Here is a 24,067-nt window from a genome sequence, read left to right on the forward strand (position 1 = left end):
AAAATTTAAAATCACCCCCAAAAAACACTTAACCTCCGATTTGATTAATACTCAAACACGCACCAAAACACATTCATTTTCTTTCACAGACCGACCTGCAAGAAATTCATCCGTAAGTGCCCATTATCGGCAGAGCTCCGGCCCACATTCGCGGTTACAACACCTGTGATAATGAGTCTGCTGGCAGCAGTTCGACTCAGAAATAGCTGCGCCGCAATTAACATTTCCGACATGATTTTCAGCAATACATTCTGCACCGACGCCGCCAATCAAACCGCTCATCGCCCGACAATCGGCAATTCGACAAATTTACTCAGCGCCTTATAAAATTTTTCGAGATCTTGTGAATTACCGTAGAGAACCACTGGCACCTCATTAATTACCAGTCGTAACCTGCCACTTTTTTCAACATATCGCTCAGGTACACGAATACTTCGATAGGTGTAGGCCCGAGCGATCAGGAAGCATGTAACGAGGTAGCTCTCATACAGAGTGAAACGGTAAAAAGCTCCGCCCGAACGCACAATGCCGTGACCGAATGTCGCAAAGACGCGAACTTGAGCGGAACGGTGCCCCCCCTCTCGGTCAAGAGTACGACGCAGTCCCGGAAGTACAATAAACAGCGCAAGCACGGACGTGAGTAATGTCAAGATTATGAGCAATCCTGCTATAGGGCTTACCGTACCAATATAGATAGATTTCATTGCTTTCTAGGAGACTGATATGTTGGATCAACAGTCACGTTGACCGGCGTAGCAAAACCCCATCCAATACCGACAGACACACCATTAACGTACCGTCCAAGATCGAACCATGTCTTCTCTTCCCATGCTGTAACGTTGCTCGGCGTTACTTGCAGGCCCATGTATTTTCCTAGTCCGAAGTTAATCGTGGCGGGGCCCGCATATCGGGAGTCACCTGCGAGCGTTACGCTTGCACCGATGTCAGCTATCGTACCAACCGCAACATCTGGCTTGAGTGAAACCGTTCCTTTGTTTGCCGTGTACGAGAAATTCGGTCCAACGGCGACGCCGGGAGAGACAGGCACGTGGAAACCAGCCTGGACTGTAACGGTTGAGTTATTCTGCGAATCCGATCCTGAAAGGCCGGCGGCATACTCCCCAGTGTTCCATCCCGGAGAAAACGGGCCATAGGGATCAATCTTCGGCACAATTGCGTAACTGCTAGAGGCATTCCAACTATACGGCGAATTTTCGCCACCAGTGTTCCGCACAATCAGGTCTTGCAACGCCTTTGACGGCGTCGCCAACATAGATGAATCTTGCACCAGATAATTTCCAGTGCGGTCCGTCACCAGTTTCATCCCTGTCGTGTCATAGACTTCACTCGTGGACGTGTTCGCGTTCAACGGCACAACAATGCCCGTCGCTGCAATCTCACCAAGCTGGCTATTGTTCGCCGCTCGCATCGCATTCTCAATCTGTGCCACCGTGATCGGTGAACCATCGGGATTCGTTAGCCCCTGAGCCTGCGCTGATGCAGCAATCTGCCGAGCCTCCTTTTTTTCTTGGGAGTGAATCTGCCGATTAAACCGATCCACCCCCGCCCCACTCAACGCTCCCGCCCCGCCACCCACCAACGCCCCCACTCCACCCGCCAACACATTCGACGTCAGATTCCCCAGCAATTCATCCACATTCGCGTTGCCCGTCGGCCCCGCATCCTTGATCGCCGCGGCGACCTCGTTCAGTTGCGGCGCGAGCTTCGCCGACGCCCCTGCCCCCACCGCCCCACCTGCCGCGCCCAACCCACCGCCGGTCAACCCTCCCGTCAACGCCCCACCGGCGACATGCAAAGCCGCGCGGCTATCCCCGCCTTCGGCCCAATCCTTTGCCTCCTGCAGATACTGAGTCTTGAGCGCCGGATCATTCGTGCCCTCCGCATTCCTCCGCGCCTCATCACGCTTCCTGTCCGCATAACTGCCGATCTGCTTCGCGATCACTTCCGATGCCGCCTGCGCCGCATTGATCAGATCCGACTGATTGCTCAATACCTGCTGCAGATCCGGCGTCCTGCTCACCGTGCCGTTCAGATTCGACGTATCGCGCTCCAGCATCGCCACATCCTGCTTCTGATTCGCCGGATCCGTGATGGTGATACTGCCGGCGCTGACCGCGCTTCTCGTGCTCGCATCGCTACTACCGCTCTCGCTCACATAAAGCGGCAAGGCGCCGCCGGTGTTCTTCCCGCTCGTCGCTCCATGCGTCGCGTAATTGTTCCCGCCATTACCGGCCCCACCACCGGCGCTGATCCCGAAACTGCTTGCGTCGTACTCCGAGTGATTCTGAACATCCGAGAACGTGAGCGTCCCGGTCGTGAGTTGGTTTTTATCCGACGTCGCCGTACTGGCGATATATGCACCCTTCAAGTCCGTATTGCCCGTGACCGTGATATCGAAACCGCCCGCGCCCGCCTGAATGCCCGACTGCTCGTTCACGCCGGCATAATTGCCGCTCGCGCGGCCATTCTGCATACTGCCGCTGACGCTCGCCCCGCCCATGCTCGCGTTGAACCCGCCACCCGCGCTGCTCTGATGCGCCGCACTCCTGCTCGTATCCTGCACCGACGCGATATTCAGATTACCGCCGACCGCCCCGATCACCTTATTCGCATTGACGTTTGCCCCGACGATATTGGTATCGCCGCCGCTGATGATCGTCACGGTGCGGCCCGCATTGATATGCGTGTTGTTCTGCGTCACCGCATCCGAGTTCGCGTCCCCATGCGCTCTCGACATCGCCGCCGACACGCCAAATCCACCCGTACCATACGACACGCCCAAACTCGCGCTCTTCGATTCGTTCGTACTGCGCGTGCTGTCGGCATCCGCACTGCTGACGAGATTGACCTTGTTCGTCGCCTCCAGCCGCACGTCTTTCGCCGTGACGTTCGCCCCCTGGATCGTCACGTTGCCCTGTCCGGCGTTCTTGTCTCCCGTCGCCACGAACTTGACCGTACCGCCTGCCCGCACACTGCTGCCGTTGTTCTGCGTGCTGTCCTCGACAAACGTCGACTTGCTCCGCGACGAACCGAAGCTCAGCTCCATCTTCGCCTCGACCTTGCCCGTCGGACTATCCAGCGCGTCCGTCATGCGCCCCGTCGCATCGACCAGATCGGCCATGCCGCCCGCGGCCGCGATCGCATGCAACGCCGCGGCTCGCCCATCCTGGCTCCCGCCGGCCCCCTGCGCCTGCTGATTCACGTTCTGAATCGCGTCGATCACCGGAGACTTCACCGCCAACGTGAATCCCGAACTCTTCACCTCAAGGGTTTGTTCATGATGCCGATCGGTCTGCGACGGATCGATCGTCACTTCCTTCGCGGCACCCCTCACATCCTTGCCCGCGACGATATCCGAGCCCGTGACATGCAGCTTGTTACCGGCGGTCATGGTGACATCGCCGCCCGTGCTGCCGATCAGGCTGCCCTGCGATCCCCTCACCGTATCGCGGCTGGCATCGATCGTCTGGTGCGTGCCATACGAAATCCCCGCACCCGCGCTGCCCAGGCCGGACTTCTTCACGTCCTGGTAGTGATATTCACTCGACGCGGTATCCGCCGTCGTGATCCTGATGTCGTGGCCGGCGACGAGTTCCACATCGCCGGTGGCGGCAATCGTCGCGGCCCTGGCCGTCAGGTTGTTTCCTGCCTGCACGTCGACCGTATCGCCCGACAAGGTCGTGCCGATCGCATGGGTGTAGCTGCTCGAATCGACTGTATGCGTCGATTTCGACGACAGGAAGCCGCTCTCCTTCCGATCATGTTCTTCGTTCGCGCTCGCGCTCTGCTCACCCGCGTTAAGATTGACGTCGCGCTCGGCGATCACCCTGATCGCGCCCTGCGCATTCGCATAGGCGGCCGTCGCATTGACGTCGCGACCGGCCACGATCGCCAGACCGCCTCCCGATGCAATCACCGTGCCCCGGTCGATCGACGCGGCGTGTTCCGCGTGGTTGCGGCCGTTCCACTGCACCGCATCCTCGCTGCTCTCGCGAACCGCATTCAGATTGACGTCGTTGCCGGCCATCAGCAGCGCGCCGCCCGTCGCCGCGATCGCGGCCGCAGCGGCATTCAGATCCCGGCCGGCAACGGCCTGCAAGACGCCGGCATTGAGCGTCGACACGCGATCGATACCGGTTGCACTGCCGCTCTTCGCCGTCGCCGAACGGGTGGTGCTCGTCAGATTGAGATCGCGACCGGCCGACAGCACCACGGCATTGCCCTGAATCAGCCCGCCCAGATTGTTCAGATCCTGGGCCGCGCTCGCGATCACGGCGCCGCCCGAGAGCGTGCCGTGATTGTCGATCGTATCGGCGCGGATGATCGTCACGTTGCGGCTGGCGATCGTGCCTGAGTTCTCGTACCGCCCCTCCGCATCGATCGTGACGTTCTTGCCGGCGATGATCGTCCCTTCACCCGTCACGTCCGCTGCGCGCGAACGCAGATACACCTGCGGCACCAGCGCTTCCTGCTGGCTGCCGTCCGGCAGCGTCACGGTCTGGTTCACGAGCCAGACGATGTCGTTCGTCAGCGCGGCCATCTGCGCATCGGTCAGCGCCGTGCCGACATTCAGCCCGAACTGCTGCGATGCCTGCACGCCATTGGCCATCAGCGCCTGGTAGGCGCGCTGGTTGTCCGTGTAGTCGCCGACGAGGCGCTGCCCTGTTGCCAGGATGATTTGCTGCTGAACCAGTTGCTGCTCGTAGAAACCGTCGCCGATGCGCCTGAGGACCGTATTCGGATCGACCTTGAGCGCGTCGAGCATGGCGTCGCTCGACAGCCACGTCCAGCGATCGGTGAAACGCGGATCCGTCTCGACCAGGAAGCGGCGACCCGGGTCGGTCGCCACCTGATACAACGCGTTGTTCGGCAAGCGCGTGTTCGGCGTCGCCGTCCGCACGACCACGCCGCCGACGTTGGCCTTCACCGCCGAGACAGCCTCCGTCCCGACGCCCGCGACACCGTCGCCGACCGCCACCCGGGCCTCGATGCGCCTGCCCGCCGTCGGCGTCACGCCGGCGCCGGACGCACCCTGCGCGGCCGGCATCTCGGCCGCCACGCTCTTGATCGGATTGGACGGCTTGTCCGGGGCAGCCAACACCACCGGCAGATCGATCGTTTGCGGCGGAATGGCCGGCGAGTAGTCGGTCTTGCTCGATTCGCGCTTGTCACCGCGAAAGGCGCCATTCGACTCCACCCACGTATGGATCGCCTTGCCCGAACCCGTGAACGTCTCGGTGCCCTGCGCACCGATGTTGATCACGCCGCCCGGATGGTCGTTGTCGCCGGCGACGATCTGACTCTTGTCGTTGACGCCGGACGCCGTGTTGACCGTGATATGACGGCCGGCGTTGATGATGCCCGGTTGAGACGCGGTAACGACATCCTTGGTCGACTTGACCTCGACCGTGTAAACCGTATAGGTCTGGACGAGCCGGCTCGCGACGTCGTTGTTGTACGCGATGACTGCTTTATTGAGATCCTCGTAGGCGGTCGTGGTCGCCTCGTACCACTGCTGGAACGGCGCGCATGCCGCATGGCTGGAACTGCTGCAGGACGGGCTTGGCGGCCCGAGAAGCGGCGGTTTTTCGCCGGTTACGTCGGCTACCGTCGGCGGCTTGACGGCAAACCAGTCGTCGCCGACGTTTTTCCGGCCGGATAGCAAAGCCGCAACACCGGCCAAGTCGAACGGGCCCCATGTGATCCACGCCGGATTCGCATCCGGCGGCGGAGCGACCCCGAGCCTCTCCCAGATGTCTGCCTGCACGGTCCGATAAGCGCCGGCATGGGCCGCTGCCTCGTTCGATTGAAAGTACCATGAGGCGTAGTTCGTCAGATCGATCTTCCCCGCCACGCCGTTCATCGTGTATTTCGCGTACTCCGCGAACGGATACTGCTTCGACGGCAGCAGGATGAATTTCTGGTCGTCGTCCAACGCCCACTGGTAATCCTCGCCCGGACGGATCGCGAGGCTATTCTTCTGATACAGGTAGACCGTCGACGGATCGATCTTGTCGACCGAGCCAGGCACCTGATACCACGTCTGGTTGCCGGCATCGGTCGTCACCGTCGAAGTGCGGAAGTTGGCGTTCAGGTTCTCGAATCGGCTTGCATCGATCGTGATGTCGCGCCCGACATCGATCTGCGCGCCGTTGTTCGTCATGGCCTGCGCAATGCCTGTCGCCCGACGATTCACATCCAGCGCGCCGCCAACCCGCATGTCGCTGCCCGCGTAGATCAGCGCGCCGTTCAGGTTCTTGAGCGTCTGCGCGCCCATATCGAGATCGCCGCGCGATGCGATCACGCCGCCCACACCCTGCGCGTCCTGATCGTTGACGACGGTATTTGCCCCCAACGCGACGGTGTCGCCGTAGATGCGACCGCCGGTGTTCGTGACGGTATCGCCGGCTGTCACCGTCGTCGCGCCGCCATCGATCAGACCTTCGTTCGTGATCGATCCGTTCGCGCGAACGTTGGCGGCGCCGCCGCCGAAAATCTCGCCGGGCGCGCGATTCCGGATCGAGCCGGCCGTCACGTTCGACGCATCGCCCGCCGACAACGTGCCGCTGTTGTCGAGCAAACCGCCGACCAGGGTCGTCAGATCACGGCCCGCCAGGATCGCGCCGCTGTTGGTCAGGCCGCCCTGTGTCGTCACGTCGACATCGCCGGCCGACTGGAGCTTGCCGTCGTTGTCGAGCATCCCGGCCACGACGGTCAACCGTTGGCCGCCGTTGATGTCGCCCTGACGATTGAGCACCGTGTTCGCCGCAACCAAGGCAATCGCCCCCTTCGACTGGATGCTGCCCGACGTGTTGTCGATGAGCGGCGCGGTCAGTTTCGCCTCCTTGTCGCCACGAATCGCGCCGGCGGCATTGTCGATCGCATGCCTTGCATCGAGGACGACGCTTGCGCCTTCCATCCCCGCAGGGAGGCCCGGCACGCCTGCCGTGTCCGGCACCGTCGCACCGGCGGTCTGCGCATTGCGGATCGTATCGCCCGTCACCGCCAGCGCGCCGCTCGCGTGCATCGCCCCGCGCGTGTTGTCGACGGTCGCACCGGACACGGCGACATCGCCGTTGCCGCCGATCTGCCCTGCCACGTTCGACACCACGCCGTCGCTTCGCACGGCCAATGCCCCGTCCGCCACGAGCGAGCCCGCATCATTGCTGATCGACACCGCGCGGATGCTTGCCGCGCCGCTCGATGAAATCGCGCCGCCGGTATTGCTCAACATCCCCGTGGCCAGCGCGGCGCCGTGGCCGAGGATCCGGCCGCCCGCGGCCTGCCCCGCCAGGGCTCGATTGTCGAACGCCTGACCGTGCGTCTCGATGTCAACCGCACCCGTCGCCTGCGCCAACCCGGACCGGTTGTCGAATGCGCCCGAACGGCTTGTCAGCGACGCGCTCGCCGTCACGTTGCCGAGCGCGTTGTCGATTGCGCCCTGTCCCGATGCAAGCGTGACGTTCGCCCCCGTGATCGTACCGCCCGTGTTCTGCAAGCCCGCATTGGCCAGGCGGGTGTCACCCGATGCCAGCAGCTTGCCGCCGGCGTTGTCAGTCATGCCCGACGTCATGACCGACAATGCGCCCGAAACAGAGCCCATGGTGCCGTCGCGGTTCGAGACGCTCTGCGCGGCCACCGTCGTGCCGCGAGTCGCCGCAATCGTCCCGTGGGCGTTCGTCAAGGCCCCTGCCACGGCAAGCTCCGCACTATCCGCCGAAATCGTGCCTTGCGTGTTGTCGAGCGTACCGGTCTGTGCGTTCAATGCGCCGGCTGCGCTCACCGTGCCCTGCATATTGTCGAACGCCTGCGAGGCCGCCAGGTTCATAGCGCCGGCGGACGTGCCGATCTGGCCGCCACGATTGCTCAGCGTGGCGGCGCTCGCCGACAGCCCGGTTGCCCCCGCCAGCTTGCCGCCTGCGTTCGACACCATACGGCTCGCGGCCATCGACAGCGCATCCGACGACGAACCGATCTGGCCGTTCGCATTGACGACGTCCCCCGCCCGGATGTGCACACCGCGCTCGGCCGTCATACCGCCGTTCGAGTTGTCGATGAGGTCGCTCGCGACCCTGAGCGCATTGGCCGATCTCACCGTCCCGCCGATGTTCGTCATGGCTTGCGTTGCGCGCAGCAACGTGTCGCCTGCGGCCGAGCCGATCGTGCCCGACGCGTTCTCGATGCGACTTGCCGTCAGCGACAGGCCGTCACCACCGACGATCGCGCCGGCCTGATTCGAGACGGTGCCCGCCGCCGTGATGCGCAAGCCATCGGTCGTACCGATCCGGCCGTCGGAATTCACGACGTCGGCTGCATCGATCCGCGTCGCGTGCGCGCTGATCGTCCCCGCCGAGTTATCGAGAAGCGCCGTCCGGATTGACAGATCATGGCCGGCTGCGATCCTGCCGTTCTCGTTGCTCATCGATCGCGTGACGTCGAGCGCGGTATCGCCCGCCACGGAGCCGATCTGCCCCTGCGCATTGGATACCGTGCCTGCGGCCAGCGCGAGACCACTGCCGCCGGCGATCTTCCCGTGGCGATTCGACACGCCCTCGGCCGCCGTCAGCACCAATCCGCCCGTCGTTGTACCGATCTCGCCTGCCACATTCGTGAGGTCGAGTGCGGCAATCTGCGCCGTGCGCGCAGACAATTTCCCTTCGGTGTTGTCGAGCGCGCCGCTCGAGTTCAACGACAGCGCGTCCGCCGCCAACACGCCTGATCGGTTCGAAACCGCTTTCGCGGCCACGTTTGCCAGCGTGGGCGAACTGATGACGCCCGCGTCGTTCACCAGTTGACCGGCGTTCAGCGTCAGATTCTGGCCGCGCATCGTGCCGGCCAGATTCGACAACGTGCCCGGCGCCGTCACATTGAGCGCGCTGGCGGCATTCACTGTTCCATGGTCGAGCGAGACATCGTTCGCGAGCAGATTGACGTTGTCGCCGGCGGCCAACGTGCCGCTGCTCGACACCTTGGACCCACGCACCGTGATGGAACCTCCGCCGACCAGGTCGCCGATCGCATCGGCGCCGGCGTAGATCTGGCCGCTGTTGTCGATCGAAGCCGCGGCGGTCAGGTTCGTGTTGCCTCCCGACGAAATCGTTCCGGCATTCGACAGCGCCTGAAACGCATCCAGATCCGTGGCCCGGGTGCTGACCAGCGTGCCCTGCTGAACGATATCGGCAGCGTCTATCCGGATGTTCGCGGCTGACTGAAGACGCGCGCTCGGCGCAATCGTCACCTCGCCGTTGTTCGAGACGATAAGATCGCCGGTCAGCGACGTGATGGAGCCCGCATCCCGCACGCCCACGCCGGCCTCGGTGCCGATCAGCCTGACGCTGTTCCCGAACATGCTGCCCAGCGCCCGGACGTCGATCGCCACGCTCGGCGCCGCCCCCGTACCCGCCTGAGCCTGTACGGCGTGATCCGCATAACCGACCCGATTCGCCCCCGCCACCGCGTCGATGGAATCGGCCCACACCTGCCCGTTGATCGTCATCGCGCGCGCAATCAGATCGATCGCGCTGTCGCGTGCGTCGAGGCCGGCGCCGTCGATGCCGATATGCCCCTGCGTGACGTTGAAGCCGGCCAATGTGCCGTCGGGATTGAAGGTCGTCATGCCGGTCGCGAGCGTCACGCGCGGAACATTCAGGAATCCGCAACCGGCGCACGTGATCCCCGCCGGGTTCGCGATCACGAGATTCGCCTGCCTGCCCGCGATCTCGGTCGGCCCGAGGAGCCGACTGGGATGGCCCGACGTGACCTGGTTGACGATCACGCGCGCGGCCTGGTTGCCGACCTGCACCCAGCCGGCGAGTTGCGTCTGCGCATTCCGGCCGCTGTTGACCAACACCGCACCCTTCGTTCCGACGTTGTATTGCGTGAAGTTGTTCAGCGACACGCCGTTGGTCGGCACGGTGATATTGACGAGCGGCACACCCGACGTCGATACGCCGACGACCGGATGCGTCGGCCCGCTGCGGTCGGGCGTGATCGGCAAGGTGGCCTGGGCTTGAACCACGAGCGCCTGCATGCCGAACGCACAGAGCGCGGCAAAAACCGTCGCGCGCGCCGCGAACCAGATCGAGATTCCGGAATCCGCCGACACCGATCGAGCGACCCGGCGCACCCGGGTGCATTCGCCGCCCCCATGCGCCGCTGCATGTTCGTCGACCGCCACCCGCATGCCGCGCACGGTACTGAACACCAAACGAAAGATTCCGGAATTCATGATCGCTTTGCTCTCGAATACGATTCAAGTCGGCCGCATCGTTTCGTCCGGATACGGCCGACCTCGTTCAGGCGTTACTTGCAGCTCAGGACCGCCAGACCGTTCACATTGCCCGTCGTCGTAGCCGGGAAGCCGTACGACACGACGAGATACGGCTGCTTCGGGTCACTGCCCATGACCGTACTCATCAGGCTCGTTTTCGACGGCGACCTCAGTGCCACCCCGCCCAACGAGGCGCTGGCGTCGAACGACTGGTTCTGGTCGCCGCCGATCGAGTACTGCAGATTCAACGCATAGTCGACGACGTCGCGGCCGAACGCGTCCTTGCCGTTCGTCAGCACCGCGGTGGCGCCATTCACCTTGCCCGGAGCTGTGTTGCCGTCCGCCGATGTCGGACGGGTGGCGAACGCGAGCGAACACTGCATCTGCGCGGCCAAGGGGACCTCGAGCACGACGGGCGCACCGACCGCCCAGGCCTGCCCCTGATTGGCGTTGTAGCTCTCGCCCGCCGAGTCGGCGCCGTCGGCCCAGCGACCGATCGCGATGTCGCCATTGCCTGCGAGATCCGTCACGACACCTTTCGTCAGGGTCTTGATCTCACCCGATGAGAGAAAAGGAATCGCAACGTAGGCGCCGGGCGCCTGCTCCGTGAGCGTCGATGCCGGCTGCGACAGCGAACCGAAGGCGTATTTCCCGTTCGGCATCTGGCCGCCGTTCCATCCTGCGGGCGGCATCAGCACGCGAACCGTCGCATGCTGACTCGACAGAGACTGGGACTGCCCCTCCACCCGGATCGCCGCCGTCGACGAACCGCCGCCCGGCGATGTCCCGCCCGTCGACGCGCCGCCGGCTGCGGGTGGGCTGCCGTCATCATCGTCACCGCCGCCGCAAGCGCTCAGCGCCAGTGCGGCTACCACCGCGGACGTCACCGTCACGATTTGCAAAAGTCGACGCTTTTCACACACGTGTTGCATAGTTCTTCCTTCCTCTAGTTGAGCCATCAACAAAACACCGAGCCGCCAAGCCTGGTTCAGCCTGGCTCGGCGCTACCGCTTAGAACAACGTACTGATCTGAAACAACAGCGTCGGCGAGCTCGCCTTGAAGCCTTCCGGCTTCGACAACGGGAAACCGAGCGAGACGTCGTAGTTCAGCGCCGCGCCGACGGCGTTCTTCGGCGCGAGATTGCCGCGCACGCCGACGACGGCGCCGACGAGCGTCTCGCCGAGCAGGTATTGCGTGGCGGGCCCGCGCACCCGGCCGGCGTCGACGCCGCCGTAGAGCGCCTGCGTGCCGACAGGCGTCGGCACATACCAGTCGAACTCGTTGGAAATCGCCCAGCCGCTCTCGGCGGCGAGCGTCAGCTGTTGATCGAATCCGCGCACGGCATAGCGCGTGCCGATCGTGAAATAGTCGGAAGGCGTCAGCGGCGTACGCGCGTGCTGCATGTTCCAGCCGAACTGGTACGAGAACGTCTGCTTGCCGAGCTTGAAGGGAACCTGGGCATTGAGGCTCGCCAGCTCGATCTGCGTCTTGCCGTCGAAGTCCGGCGCGCCCACCACCGTGCCGGGATTGCTGGACAGCCCCGCCAGCGATGCGCGCCAGGCGAGCGAGCCGGCGAGCACGACGTCGCCGAGGTACCGGCGGTGCGACAGTCCCAGTTCGTAGCCGATGAGGTCGCGATGCTGGACGGGAAGATCCACGCCGTCGATCGAATTGCGGCTGATCTTGCGGAAGAGATGGCCGTGGATCTCCGTGCGCGCGTGCGCGCTCCGATGAATCACGCCGGACAGGCCTGCCTGGAGTTGGGATTGAACGCCGCTGTACTCGATCGGCTCGTCGAAGCCCGCGACGGTCTGCAGGTAGCGGGAGCGGCTCGCGTTCAAGGTCAGCATCGCGTAGCCGATCGGCACGCCGTAGTTGGCGGACACCGACTGGTTGCCCTGGTCCGACGCATCGAAGTTCGCATTCGTCGTGCCCGCGATTTGCAGCTGGTCGTAGAGGTGCAGCGGCGAATCGAACGTGAACGAGCCGGACAGCTGGTATCTGCCCGTCGAGTCGAGGCCGGCGTTGTCCGCACCGAAGATGGCGTGCCAGCGCTTGCCGGCTCCGGGATGCAGGATGATTTCGGAATCGCCGGGATGCATGCCCGGCGCGATGTCGAACGTGGCGTCGGACTGCGATTGGAGGCGGCGCAGGTTCTCCAGCCCTTGATCGATGTCGCGCTGATTCAAGAGCGCGCCGCCGGAGGTCGGCAGCGCCGCGCGCAACCAGCCGATCGCGGGCTGATCGGCGCGCACGCCGCTGATGCGCCCCGGGACGACACGCAGCGTCAGCGTGCCCGATTGCAGCGTTTGAGGCGGCACGAGTACGCGGGTGGTCACGTAGCCGCGCTCGATCAGCGCGTTGTTCGCGGCGTCCTGAATGTGCTTGAGCGCGGTCTTGCCGACGCATTGCCCCGCGATCGGCTGGAGAAAACGCGGAAGCCAACCGAATGCGTTGTCCTCCAGCACGATCTCCCTGATCGGGAAACAGGGATCGTCGAGCGGCAGGCCAGTGACGCGAACCTCCGGCGACGCCTCGCCGGTCGGCGTCAGGACGTTCGTGCGCGGATTCAGCTCCTTGGTGGCGTCAAGTTGCTGTTGCTGCAAACGTTGGATTTGCGGGCCAGACGTGATTTCAGACGGCGGAGCGCCCTGCGCCCACGCGGAAACATTCGCCAATGCTGAAATCAACGCTGCCGAGGCTTCTCGATTTTTCACTTTTTCGCGGCGCAATGATTGGTCTCTCACGCCGCAATCTAGCGAAATATTTGTTACAAAAATGTCAACATTTAAATGAGATAAGACATGCCGTACGCATTGCCTGCATCCATCTCTCTATTTCTGGTTCATTTAGACCAAGCTCAGGCCAAGAACAGCACTGTCACGAAAGAATTTTTTACCATTTGATATCAAGTCGGATATCTCAAATCATCATTTTAAATATAGTGATGAATCGAATTTTTTATCAAACCGGATACGGCATTCAAGTGCTATCTCCACGTTGACTTTTTATTTCCCGGCAACTTCCAGGAATCTTCTTAATCAACGCGACCAGCTAAAATCTCGCCTCTTCGTGTACAACCTTATTTTGATATACCGAGATCATCCAACCCAGCCCCATGACATGTTGGATCAATCCTTATTTCTTGACATCGAAATAGTACGAACAATCCGATTTCATGACATCGCGATAGTAATTCGCATGCGCCAAGCAACGTTGCCAATTTCCAACAAAAAATATCTTTGTTCTATTGTCCTCACGGACTCATTGACCGGTTGCCGGACGAGGAGACTCGTCGCTGAATGGCAGGGATATGGGTGGCAGACACGTCCGGTGCAATCGAATACATCGATAGCCCTTCATCGCACACCCAGTCAGTGCGTCGACTCACGCGCTTTTTCAGCGTGCCAAGAGCCGACACCTCCCAATCGTCACTGCGTCGGCTCAGGTCGCGGGTTCCGCTTTCCGGCCTGAGTACCGATTGAGAGCGTCCCCGGCATATCGGCTCCGCCTCGCTCGCCATGACGTGCCCTGCCCGATGTCTCCAACGCGACGAGGAGAGCGTCCGGCCATCGCCGCGCCGCCTGCCGGTCCCTGCGCGCGACAACGAACGGCCGGCCCCAGGCGGCTTCAAATAGGTCAATTTCTGATTGGATGTGCCGGCCTCGAACCAAGCTGGGTAGTCAGGAACCCGAAGTGGACGCCGGCAAGCCTGAAGCCCGGCCGACCGCATCAACCTGACCGCGAATTCGCGCCTCACCGCTCGCCATTCGCACATCGAGCCGGATATGCGCCTTGTCGAACGATGCAAACCAGCCGGCCATGTTCTTGCACGCATTTGTTGTGCGCACGGGCGAGGCAATCGCCAGAACCACTCTGCGCGATCCCGAACCAACAGATGGCCCGGATCGCCGGCACGCCATGCCGCCCCCCGAACCGGGCGGACATCGCGTCGAGTCCTTCGCGAAATAGCCGAACGCCGCGGGCCACGAGCCCGACCCAGATGCGCGCCCGCCGACAAGCCGCAATGGGCCGAAAAAGAAAAAGCCCCGCAAGTCCGAAAACTTGCGGGGCTTTGTCACCGCCTATTGGCGGAGACGGAGGGATTCGAACCCTCGATCCAGGTTTTGGCCCAGATGCTCCCTTAGCAGGGGAGTGCCTTCGACCTCTCGGCCACGTCTCCCAAACCTTCGCTCGCACCAGGGAGGTAGTGCGACGAAGCCAAGATAATATAGGGTTCTGAACGAGTCGTCAATTTCCGCGACGCATTTTCTTTCGATGCGTCACGGAAGGTTCATCAGGCCTGATCGAGTTCGAACGCCTTGTGCAGCGCTCGGACGGCCAGCTCCATGTACTTCTCGTCGATCAGCACCGAGATCTTGATCTCCGACGTCGAGATCATCTGGATGTTGATGCCCTCTTCCGACAGCGTGCGGAACATCGTGCTCGCCACGCCGACGTGCGAGCGCATGCCCACGCCGACCACCGACACCTTCGACACCTTCGGGTCGCCCAGCACCTGCTCGGCGTTCACATGCCCCTTCACCTGGTTGGTGAGGATGTCCATCGCCTTCTGGTAGTCGCCGCGGCCGACCGTGAACGTGAAGTCGGTCTTGCCCTGCACGCTCTGGTTCTGGATGATCATGTCGATGTCGATGTTCGCATCGGCCACCGGGCCCAGGATCTGGTAGGCGATGCCCGGCTTGTCGGGCACACCCATCACGCCGATACGGGCTTCGTCGCGCTGGAACGCAATGCCGGAAATGACAGCCTTTTCCATGGTCTCGTCTTCTTCAAAAGTAATCAGGGTACCCGAGCGCATTTCGTCATCGAGCGGGATCTGCGGATCCGTCAAGCTCGACAGCACGCGCGTCTTCACTTGGTATTTGCCGGCGAACTCGACCGAGCGGATCTGCAGGACCTTCGAGCCCAGGCTCGCCATCTCCAGCATCTCTTCGAAGGTCACGCGGTCGAGCCGGCGCGCCTCTTCGACCACGCGCGGATCGGTCGTGTAAACGCCGTCGACGTCCGTATAGATCAGGCATTCGGCCGCATCCAGCGCCGCCGCCACCGCCACCGCCGAGGTGTCCGAGCCGCCGCGGCCGAGCGTCGTGATGTGACCTTGCGGATCGACGCCCTGGAAGCCCGTGATGATCACCACCTTGCCCGCATCGAGGTCGCGCCGCACGCGTGCGTCGTCGATCGAATCGATGCGTGCCTTCGTGAACGCGCTGTCGGTCTTGATCGGCACCTGCCAGCCGGCGTAGCTCACCGCCTCGACGCCGATGTCCTGCAGCGCGATCGACAGCAGGCCGACGCTGACCTGTTCGCCCGTCGACGCAATCATGTCGAGCTCGCGTGGGCTCGGCTGGCTCGAGATCTCTTTCGCGAGACCGAGCAGACGGTTCGTTTCGCCGGACATCGCGGACGGCACGACCACCATCTGGTGCCCTGCCTGATGCCATTTTGCGACGCGTTTCGCGACGTTCTTGATGCGCTCGACCGAGCCCATCGAAGTGCCGCCGTATTTATGTACGATGAGTGCCATTGTCGTTCTGAACTGAAGGAGAAACCGCGCGGGCGAACTGGACAAACCGCGGCGCCGGTCAGTCACGCTGCTTTTGGCTGTGGACGAACGACGGAAAGTACGGCTGGGACGCAGCACGCAGGCGTGGCGATGTTGCCCGGAAGGCGGATCAAGCCGCGCAAACCGGGTACGTCACGCGGAAAACCTGCACAAAACGCTCGAAAACCGAGCCGAGCAAACGACTGAGCGTACCCCAACGTCGCACGCTTGACAAGCAACCGCCTGTCAACGGTCCCTTTTTAGCGGCCGCCTGAATCCCGGGTTCGCGCGCCCCGGCATTCAGGCGATCAGCAGATCCGGCCGCCACTCGATGCGACGGCAGGCGCCTTCCGCCGCGCCGATCGCGCGATCGCGGTTCAGGCCGAGGTTCGGCACGAACAACAGGTGGTCCCCCACGTACAACAGCGGCACGTCGCGCTGCCACGCGGGCACGCCGCGTTCCTGGAACAGGTTCTTGAGCGTGCGGCCCGGCCCGGCGGGCGCGGTCCGCATCCGTTCGCCGCCCATGCGCGCGCGCGCGACGAGCGGCGCCCGCGCGAGCGCCGCGACCGGCACCGCGTCGGGCTCGTCCGGGCGCGCCGGATGGAAGACATAGGTGCCCCGCCAGTCGGCCAGACGCCAAATCTCCTCGCCTTGCCAGGCGAGCGAACGCGTCTCGCGCGCGGCGAGCGCGTCGCGATCGGCCGGATCCGGACGGTCGGCGGCCGCTTCCCACGACACCTCGTCGCGATACAGGCGCAACCGCTGTCCCGCGTGATCGACGCGCAACGCGTGCGATTCGCCCACCGCGCGCAACTGGCGGATCATCTCCGCGAGCCGCGCGGCCGACGCGCCCGGCAAGCCGAGCGTGCGCATCCAGTAACGCAGCAGGTTCGCGCCGCGCGTATCGTCGAGCGCGAGCAGCGCCGCGCGCGACAACGCGCGCCCTTCGTCGCGCGCCGCCTGCGCGAGATCGAGCGCGGCCAGATCGTCGAGCAGCCGCTGCGCGGCCGCCGCGTGCTGCGCGGTTCGCGCGAGCGCGTCGCGAAAGCCCGGGAAATGCGGCGTGAGCGCGGGCAGCACGTTCACGCGCAGCGCATTGCGCGCATAGCGCGTATCCGCATTCGATTCGTCCTCGATCCAGCGCAGCGCGTGCGCCCGGGCATACTGTTCCAGTTGCGCGCGCAACAAATTCAGCAGCGGCCTCGCCCGGGGCACGCTCGCATCGATGGGCTGGTAATGCGGCGCCATCGCCGCGATGCCGGCGATACCCGCGCCGCGCAGCAGCTGCAACAGCACCGTCTCGGCCTGGTCGTCCGCATGTTGCGCGACCCACAGCACGCTCGCGCGATGCCGCGCGCACAGCGCGTCGAGCGCCTGGTAGCGCGCGTCGCGCGCGGTGGCCTCGACGCCGAGACCGGTGCGCCCAAGCTCGACCCGCAGGCTGTCGAAGCGCACGCCGCGCAGCGTCGCCTCGGCCTCGCAATGCGCGCGCCACGCGTCGGCGTTCGGGCTCAAGCCATGATGAATATGGAGTGCGATGCAGCGCGACGCCCCCGCGACACGCGCGGCGGCATCGAGCAGGACGGTGGAATCGAGGCCGCCGCTGTACGCGAGCGCGATCGTCGCGTCGGCGGGCAGCACGGCCAGCGCCGCGCCGACTGCGTCATCGATGACGCGGTCGGCGGGAAGGTGTGCAGGGGACATCACGATGGAGTGGCGCGGCGCGCCGGTCGGACGAAGCGGACGCGGCTCACGCGCGCGGCATCGTTTCCTTGAACTTGCCGTAGGACATCAGGCGCTCGAAGCGGCGCTCGCGCAACGCATCGATGCTCATGCCCTGGAACTGGCGCAGCGTGTCGGCGAGCGCACGGCGCAGCAGCGCCGCCATGCCCTTCGGATCGCGATGCGCGCCGCCCAGCGGCTCGTTGACGATCTTGTCGATCAGGCCGAGCGCCTTCAGGCGATGCGCGGTCAGGCCCAGCGCCTCGGCCGCTTCGGGCGCCTTCGCAGCGCTCTTCCACAGGATCGACGCGCAGCCTTCCGGCGAAATCACCGAATAGGTCGCGAATTGCAGCATCAGCACGTTGTCGGCCACCGCGATCGCGAGCGCGCCGCCCGAACCGCCCTCGCCGATCACGGTCGTGATGATCGGCGTCTTGAGCTCGGCCATCACGTACAGGTTGCGGCCGATCGCCTCCGACTGGCCGCGCTCTTCCGCGCCGACGCCCGGATACGCACCCGGCGTATCGACGAACGTGAAGATCGGCAGGCCGAATTTCTCGGCGAGGCGCATCAGGCGCTCGGCCTTGCGATAGCCTTCCGGACGCGGCATCCCGAAGTTGCGCGCCGCGCGTTCCTTCGTGTCGCGGCCCTTCTGGTGGCCGATCACCATGCACGGATGGCCGCTGAAACGCGCGAGGCCACCGACGATCGACTGGTCGTCCGCGAACGCGCGGTCGCCATGCAGCTCGTGGAAATCGGTGAACAGCTCACTCACGTAGTCGAGCGTGTACGGCCGCTGCGGATGACGGGCGATCTGCGACACCTGCCAAGGCGTCAGGTTCGCGTACAGATCCTTCGTCAGCTGCTGGCTCTTCTTCGACAGCCGATCGATTTCTTCCGAAATATCGACAGCCGAGTCGTCCTGCACGAACCGGAGCTCCTCGATCTTGCCCTCGAGTTCGGCGATCGGCTGCTCGAAATCCAGAAAAGTGGTCTTCATGAGTTTGAATCCTTGGGTCTTGCGGCAGCGCGTATTCTAACTGCGCGCGCCGGCGTCAAAACCGGGTCTAAACTATCGATTAATGAAATGCAATAGCCTTTATCAGCTATCGTCGGACAGCGGGTCGAGGCTGCGCCACATATACCAGGTCGCGACGGTGCGCCACGGCTCCCAGTTGGCCGCCACCTCGCGGGCCTCGCTGCGGGTGACCGGCTCGCCGCTGAAGTAATTGACGCTGATCGCGCGGATCAGGCCGAGGTCGTCGAGCGGCAGGACGTCCGGACGCGAGAGATTGAAGATCAGGAACATCTCCGCGGTCCAGCGGCCGATGCCGCGGATCTGCGTGAGTTCGTCGATCACCGCCTCGTCGTCCATCGACGTCCATTTGTCGACGTGCAGCGCCCCCGACACGAAGTGGCTGGCCAGGTCGAGGATGTAATCGGACTTGCGCTTCGACAGGCCGCAGGCGATCAGCTTGTCCTGGCCGAGCTTGATCACCGGCTGCGGCGCGACCCGCGGGCAGGCCGCCTCGATCCGCTCCCACACCGCCTGCGCGGCCGGCACCGAGATCTGCTGGCCGACCACCGAGCGCGCGAGCGTGACGAACGGATCGTCGCGCTTCACGAGATGCGCGGGGCCGAACTTCGGAATCAGCTTCTTGAGGATCCGGTCGCGCTTGACGAGATCCGCGCACGCCTTGTCCCAATAGGCAGGCCGCACCACCTCGTCGGCTTGCGCCGCCTGCGCCGCATCCTCGGCGGCGCGCGCGTGACGATCGGCCGCCTCGGCGTCGATCGGCTCGCGCAGCGCAGCCTCGTGCCACTCGCCGTTCGGCTTCGCGCGCGTGGTTTTCGCCGCCGCGCCGCGCCCGCGCGGCGGGTGGGCCGCGCCGTTCAGCGCGGCCTGCTGCGCGGCCGCCTTTTGCGCGGCCGGCACGCGTTTGCCGGCGGTCTTGCCCGCCGCCAACGATTGCGGCGTGGCGCGTTTAGCCGGCGCCTTTCTGGCCGTTGCCATCTTGCCTCCTACCTGGCGAGTCGATCAGTGGGACAGACGAGGCGCGCTCATACGCGCCGCCACTCAGTCGATCCGCCCGGTTTGTCTTCAAGCGCGACCCCGGCTTCGAGCAGTTCCGCCCGGATCCGGTCCGCTTCGGCATAATCCTTCGCGTGTTTCGCCGCGCCGCGCGCGGCGATCCTCGCCTCGATCTCGTCGGCCGCGAGCGCATCCGTCTGCGCGCTGCCCGCCGCCTGCTGCAAAAACGCGCGCGGCTCCCGGCCCAGCAGGCCGAGCAGGCCCGCGAGCCGCCCGAGCTGGCGCGCCAGCGCCGGGGCGAGCGTGCGGTTGACCTCGCTGGCGAGTTCGAACAGCACCGCTATTGCGACCGGCGTATTGAAATCATCGTTCATCGCCGCGGCGAAACGCCGCGCATGCGCCTCGTCCCAGTCGAGCGGCGCGCCGTCGGGCACGACGTCCTTCAGGGCGGTGTAGAGGCGCGTCAGCGAGGCGCGCGCATCGTCGAGATGCGCATCGCTGTAGTTGAGCGGCGAGCGGTAATGCGTGCGGGTGATGAAGAAGCGCACGACTTCCGCGTCGTACTGCTCCAGCACCTCGCGGATCGTGAAGAAGTTGCCGAGCGACTTCGACATCTTCTCGCTGTCGACCTGCACGAAACCATTGTGCATCCAGTAGTTGACGAAGGTCTGCCCGGTCGCGCCCTCGCTTTGCGCGATCTCGTTCTCGTGGTGCGGGAACTGCAGATCCTGGCCGCCGCCGTGGATGTCGAAATGCTCGCCGAGCAGCGTGCAGCCCATCGCCGAGCATTCGATATGCCAACCCGGGCGGCCGCGCCCGTAGCGCGATTCCCAGCTCGTGCCGGCCGGATCCTCCGCCTTCGCGCGCTTCCACAGCACGAAGTCGAGCGGATCCTCCTTCGCGTCGTTCGCGGCGACCCGCTCGCCTGCGCGCAGGTCTTCGAGCGACTTGCCCGACAGCTTGCCGTAGCCCGCGAACTTGCGCACCGAGTAATTGACGTCGCCGTCCTTCGCCTGATACGCGTAGCCGTTCGCCTCGAGCCGCTCGATCATGCCGAGCATCTGCGGAATGAAATCGGTTGCGCGCGGCTCGATCTCGGGACGCTCGACGCCGAGCGCGTCGGTGTCCTCGTGCATCGCGGCGATGAAGCGGTTCGTCAGCGACTGGATCGTCTCGCCGTTCTCGACCGCGCGGCGGATGATCTTGTCGTCGATATCGGTGATGTTGCGCACATAGGTGACGCGATAGCCGAGCGCGCGCAGCCAACGCTGCACGAGGTCGAACACCACCATCATCCGCGCGTGGCCGACGTGGCAATAGTCGTAGACGGTGATCCCGCAGACGTACATGCGCACCTCGCCAGGCTGGCGCGGCACGAAAACTTGCTTGTCACGCGCGAGCGTGTTGTAGATGCGCAGTGATTCCATAGAGATGAAACGTGAGCCGAAGGAAAACGCCCTGGCGATGCTCGCCCTGCATGTTGAACCCGATCGGAACCCGAGCGCGACCGTGAGTCACGCGCTTCCTCGGCATGACATGCGGCGGTCAGACAGCAAGCACGGCGGTGACGGCCACGAGAGGCAAAAGACTGTCCGCGGCTCGCCGGAACGCGCGGACGTTTTGTTAGAATGGGTCGGAGTATAACATTCCGACCTGAGCCTATGAAATCTCCCCGCGGCCGCGCGCCGAGCGCTGCGACCCTTGTTGCGACCGCCCTCGTGGGCGCCGCGCTGACGTTCCTGCCGGCCGTTGCGGCCCACGCCCAGAAGGCCGTGGCGACCACCGACGGCACCCCGGACGTCGACGCGTCGATCTCGGGCCGAAACTGGACGCAGGCGCTCGCGCAGCTCGACGCCCGCATCGCGACGAACCCGCGCGACGCGCAGGCGCTGTTCAAGCGCGGCACGGTGCTCGCGCGCCTGAACCGCGACGACGACGCCATCCAGCAGTTCGTCGCGCTGACCCAAACCTACCCGGAACTGCCGGAGCCGTACAACAACCTCGCCGCGCTGTACGCGAAGCACGGCCGCTACGACGAGGCGCGCGCCGCGCTCGTCACGGCCACGCAGGCGAACCCGGACTACAGCCTCGCCTACGAGAACCTCGGCGACCTGTACCTGCGGCTCGCCGCCGAATCGTACAAGCGCGCGCAATCGCTCGGCCGCACCAGCGGCGCGACCGCTCAGCGTCTCGCCGACCTGCAGAAGATCGTCACGCCGCCGCCGAAGCCCAAGGGCGCCGCCGCGTCGCCGTCGGTGCACGCCCGCGCCGCCGAGGCCGCGTCGAACGTGTCGACCACCACGCTGCCGCTGTCGCCGACCTTCCAGTTCGGCGGCCCGACGGGGTCGTTCGCGACGCCGCCCTACATCGCGCCGTCGCAGTAAGCCCGCGCGGCGGCAACCCGCTTGTTCGTTCAGCTTGTTCGTTCATTCAACCAGAGGATCGTTATGAAACGTCTGTTGCTGGCGCTTGGCAGCGCCGCCCTTCTCGCGACCGCGACCGCGCCCGCCTTCGCGCAAACGGCCGCCGCGCATCCCGTCGTGCAGTTCAAGACCTCGCAGGGCGACATCCGCGTCGAGCTGTATCCGGAGAAGGCGCCGAAGACGGTCGCCAACTTCCTCGACTACGTGAAGGCCGGCCAGTACAGCGGCACGATCTTCCATCGCGTGATCAAGGGCTTCATGATCCAGGGCGGCGGCTACAAGCCCAACTTCGACGAGAAGCCGACCCGCGCGCCGATCCCGCTCGAAAGCAAGAACGGCCTGAAGAATCTGACCGGCACGATCGCGATGGCGCGCACGAGCGACCCGGATTCGGCCACCGCGCAGTTCTTCATCAACACGGTCGACAACGCCGGCCTCGACTACCCGAACCCGGACGGCAACGGCTATGCGGTGTTCGGCAAGGTCGTGTCGGGTCTCGACGTGGTCAAGAAGATCGAAGCGACTCCGACGACGGTGCGCGGCCCGATGCGCGACGTGCCCGAAAAGCCGATCCTGATCGAATCGGCGACGATCGTCTCGAAGTAACCGGTATCATCCGGCCGCCGGTCGCAAGGCCCGGCGGCGACCGCGCGCGGCCGCGTCGTTCCGACCGGCCGCGTGCCATTTAAACCACCTCAGCGAAGGAATCATCATGGTTGAACTGCATACGAACCACGGCGTCATCAAGCTCGAACTCGACGCCGAGAAAGCGCCGAAGACGGTGGAAAACTTCCTTGAATACGTGAAGAAGGGCCACTACGACGGCACCATCTTCCATCGCGTGATCAACGGTTTCATGATCCAGGGCGGCGGCTTCGCGCCGGGCATGACGCAAAAGCCGACCGACGCGCCGATCGACAACGAAGCGAACAACGGCCTCAAGAACGACACGTACACGATCGCGATGGCCCGCACCAACGATCCGCACTCGGCCACCGCGCAATTCTTCATCAACGTCAACGACAACGACTTCCTGAACCACTCGTCGCCGACCCCGCAAGGCTGGGGCTACACGGTGTTCGGCAAGGTCGTCGAAGGCCAGGACGTGGTCGACCAGATCAAGGGCGTGAAGACGGGCAGCAAGGGCTTCCACCAGGACGTGCCGAACGACGACGTCGTGATCGAAAAGGCCGTGGCGGTCTGACGCGGCGCGAGGAGGCCTTCGATGCTGCAGGAAACACCGCCGCGAAGCGTCTCCGCGGGCGTGCCGGGCGAGCCTTCGCTCGCGCATGCGGCACGCCCGTTCCTGTTCGTTTCCGATCTGCACCTGAGCGAATCGATCCCGCACACCGTCGCGGCGTTCGAGCATTTCGTCCGCTTCACCGCCGACAGCGCGGATTCGGTCTTCATCCTCGGCGACCTGTTCGAATACTGGATCGGCGACGACACCCTCGACGACGATCCGTTCGCCGCCCGCATGGCGGCGCTCATGCATACCCTCTCCGAACGCGGCATCGCGCTCTACGTGATGCACGGCAATCGCGACTTCCTGCTCGGCCGGCGCTTCATGAAGGCGGCGGGCGCGATGCTGCTGCCCGATCCGTCGGTGATCCTGGCGTTCGGCAAGCGCATCGTGCTCGCGCACGGCGACGCGCAGTGCACGGCCGATCGCGGCTATCAGGTGTTCCGCGCGTTCGCGCGCAACGGCTTCGCGCAGTGGCTGTTCCTGTCGTGCCCGCTGCGCTGGCGGCAACGGCTCGCGCAGCGGATGCGCGCGAACAGCGAAGCGGGCCGCACGCGGCCGGCCTCGCCGCGCTACGACGTCACCGCGCGCGGTGTGGCCGCGCTGTTCGCGCGCAGCGGTGCGCGAACCATGATCCACGGCCACACGCACCGCCCCGCGCGGCATCTCGAAGCCGACGGCGTGCGCTGGGTGCTGCCCGACTGGGAGCTCGATCACGGGCCGCGGCGCGGCGGCTATCTGCGCGTCGACGCCGAAGGCATCCACGCGCTGCCGCTCGACTGAGCC

14 protein-coding genes and 1 tRNA gene are annotated in these 24,067 nt (G+C 64.5%); 4 read left to right on the top strand and 11 right to left on the bottom strand.

Going from position 1 to position 24,067, the window contains the following annotated elements; genetic code table 11:
* Positions 1–278: 278 nt before the first annotated feature.
* The 11 genes from AC1RQF_RS03395 to cysS form a co-directional block, all read right to left on the bottom strand.
* Positions 279–704 (bottom strand): hypothetical protein, encoded by a 426-nt coding sequence (locus tag AC1RQF_RS03395; protein ID WP_492871324.1) that lies wholly within the window; start codon positions 702–704, stop codon positions 279–281.
* Positions 701–10,249, bottom strand: coding sequence for a two-partner secretion domain-containing protein (locus AC1RQF_RS03400; RefSeq protein WP_492871325.1), 9,549 nt, complete (start codon positions 10,247–10,249; stop codon positions 701–703). The genes AC1RQF_RS03395 and AC1RQF_RS03400 overlap by 4 nt, the downstream gene beginning before the upstream one ends.
* Before the next feature lie 74 nt (positions 10,250–10,323).
* On the bottom strand, positions 10,324–11,223 hold the full coding sequence (locus AC1RQF_RS03405) for a hypothetical protein (RefSeq protein WP_274003795.1): 900 nt from the start codon (positions 11,221–11,223) through the stop codon (positions 10,324–10,326).
* Between the two features lie 79 nt (positions 11,224–11,302).
* The gene (locus tag AC1RQF_RS03410; RefSeq protein ID WP_492871326.1) at positions 11,303–13,009 is read right to left on the bottom strand and encodes a ShlB/FhaC/HecB family hemolysin secretion/activation protein; all 1,707 of its coding nucleotides are present in this window, start codon (positions 13,007–13,009) and stop codon (positions 11,303–11,305) included.
* A 966-nt stretch (positions 13,010–13,975) separates the two neighbouring features.
* The gene (locus AC1RQF_RS03415) at positions 13,976–14,167 is read right to left on the bottom strand and encodes a hypothetical protein (RefSeq protein ID WP_274003797.1); all 192 of its coding nucleotides are present in this window, start codon (positions 14,165–14,167) and stop codon (positions 13,976–13,978) included.
* Positions 14,168–14,381: 214 nt separating this feature from the next.
* A tRNA-Ser gene (locus tag AC1RQF_RS03420) sits at positions 14,382–14,475 on the bottom strand.
* A 114-nt stretch (positions 14,476–14,589) separates the two neighbouring features.
* The gene (locus AC1RQF_RS03425; RefSeq protein ID WP_274003799.1) at positions 14,590–15,840 is read right to left on the bottom strand and encodes an aspartate kinase; all 1,251 of its coding nucleotides are present in this window, start codon (positions 15,838–15,840) and stop codon (positions 14,590–14,592) included.
* A gap of 318 nt (positions 15,841–16,158) precedes the next feature.
* Positions 16,159–17,568 (bottom strand): tRNA lysidine(34) synthetase TilS, encoded by a 1,410-nt coding sequence (gene tilS / locus AC1RQF_RS03430; RefSeq protein ID WP_492871327.1) that lies wholly within the window; start codon positions 17,566–17,568, stop codon positions 16,159–16,161.
* A gap of 43 nt (positions 17,569–17,611) precedes the next feature.
* On the bottom strand, positions 17,612–18,583 hold the full coding sequence (locus AC1RQF_RS03435; RefSeq protein WP_274003802.1) for an acetyl-CoA carboxylase carboxyltransferase subunit alpha: 972 nt from the start codon (positions 18,581–18,583) through the stop codon (positions 17,612–17,614).
* A gap of 102 nt (positions 18,584–18,685) precedes the next feature.
* Positions 18,686–19,597, bottom strand: coding sequence for a DNA-3-methyladenine glycosylase family protein (locus AC1RQF_RS03440; protein ID WP_274003803.1), 912 nt, complete (start codon positions 19,595–19,597; stop codon positions 18,686–18,688).
* A 47-nt stretch (positions 19,598–19,644) separates the two neighbouring features.
* Complete coding sequence (gene cysS, locus AC1RQF_RS03445) at positions 19,645–21,042, bottom strand: cysteine--tRNA ligase (RefSeq protein ID WP_274003807.1); 1,398 nt, start codon at positions 21,040–21,042, stop codon at positions 19,645–19,647.
* A gap of 234 nt (positions 21,043–21,276) precedes the next feature.
* Between cysS and AC1RQF_RS03450 the strand changes: the two genes are divergently transcribed.
* From AC1RQF_RS03450 to AC1RQF_RS03465, 4 genes are all read left to right on the top strand, one after another.
* Positions 21,277–21,999, top strand: a complete 723-nt coding sequence (locus AC1RQF_RS03450) for a tetratricopeptide repeat protein (RefSeq protein WP_274003809.1) — start codon at positions 21,277–21,279, stop codon at positions 21,997–21,999.
* Positions 22,000–22,062: 63 nt separating this feature from the next.
* The gene (locus tag AC1RQF_RS03455) at positions 22,063–22,644 is read left to right on the top strand and encodes a peptidylprolyl isomerase (protein ID WP_274003811.1); all 582 of its coding nucleotides are present in this window, start codon (positions 22,063–22,065) and stop codon (positions 22,642–22,644) included.
* Between the two features lie 106 nt (positions 22,645–22,750).
* Complete coding sequence (locus AC1RQF_RS03460; RefSeq protein WP_274003813.1) at positions 22,751–23,242, top strand: peptidylprolyl isomerase; 492 nt, start codon at positions 22,751–22,753, stop codon at positions 23,240–23,242.
* Positions 23,243–23,263: 21 nt separating this feature from the next.
* The gene (locus AC1RQF_RS03465) at positions 23,264–24,064 is read left to right on the top strand and encodes a UDP-2,3-diacylglucosamine diphosphatase (protein WP_274003815.1); all 801 of its coding nucleotides are present in this window, start codon (positions 23,264–23,266) and stop codon (positions 24,062–24,064) included.
* Positions 24,065–24,067 lie beyond the last annotated feature (3 nt).

The organism is Burkholderia sp. GW821-FHT14F03 (assembly GCF_058803765.1).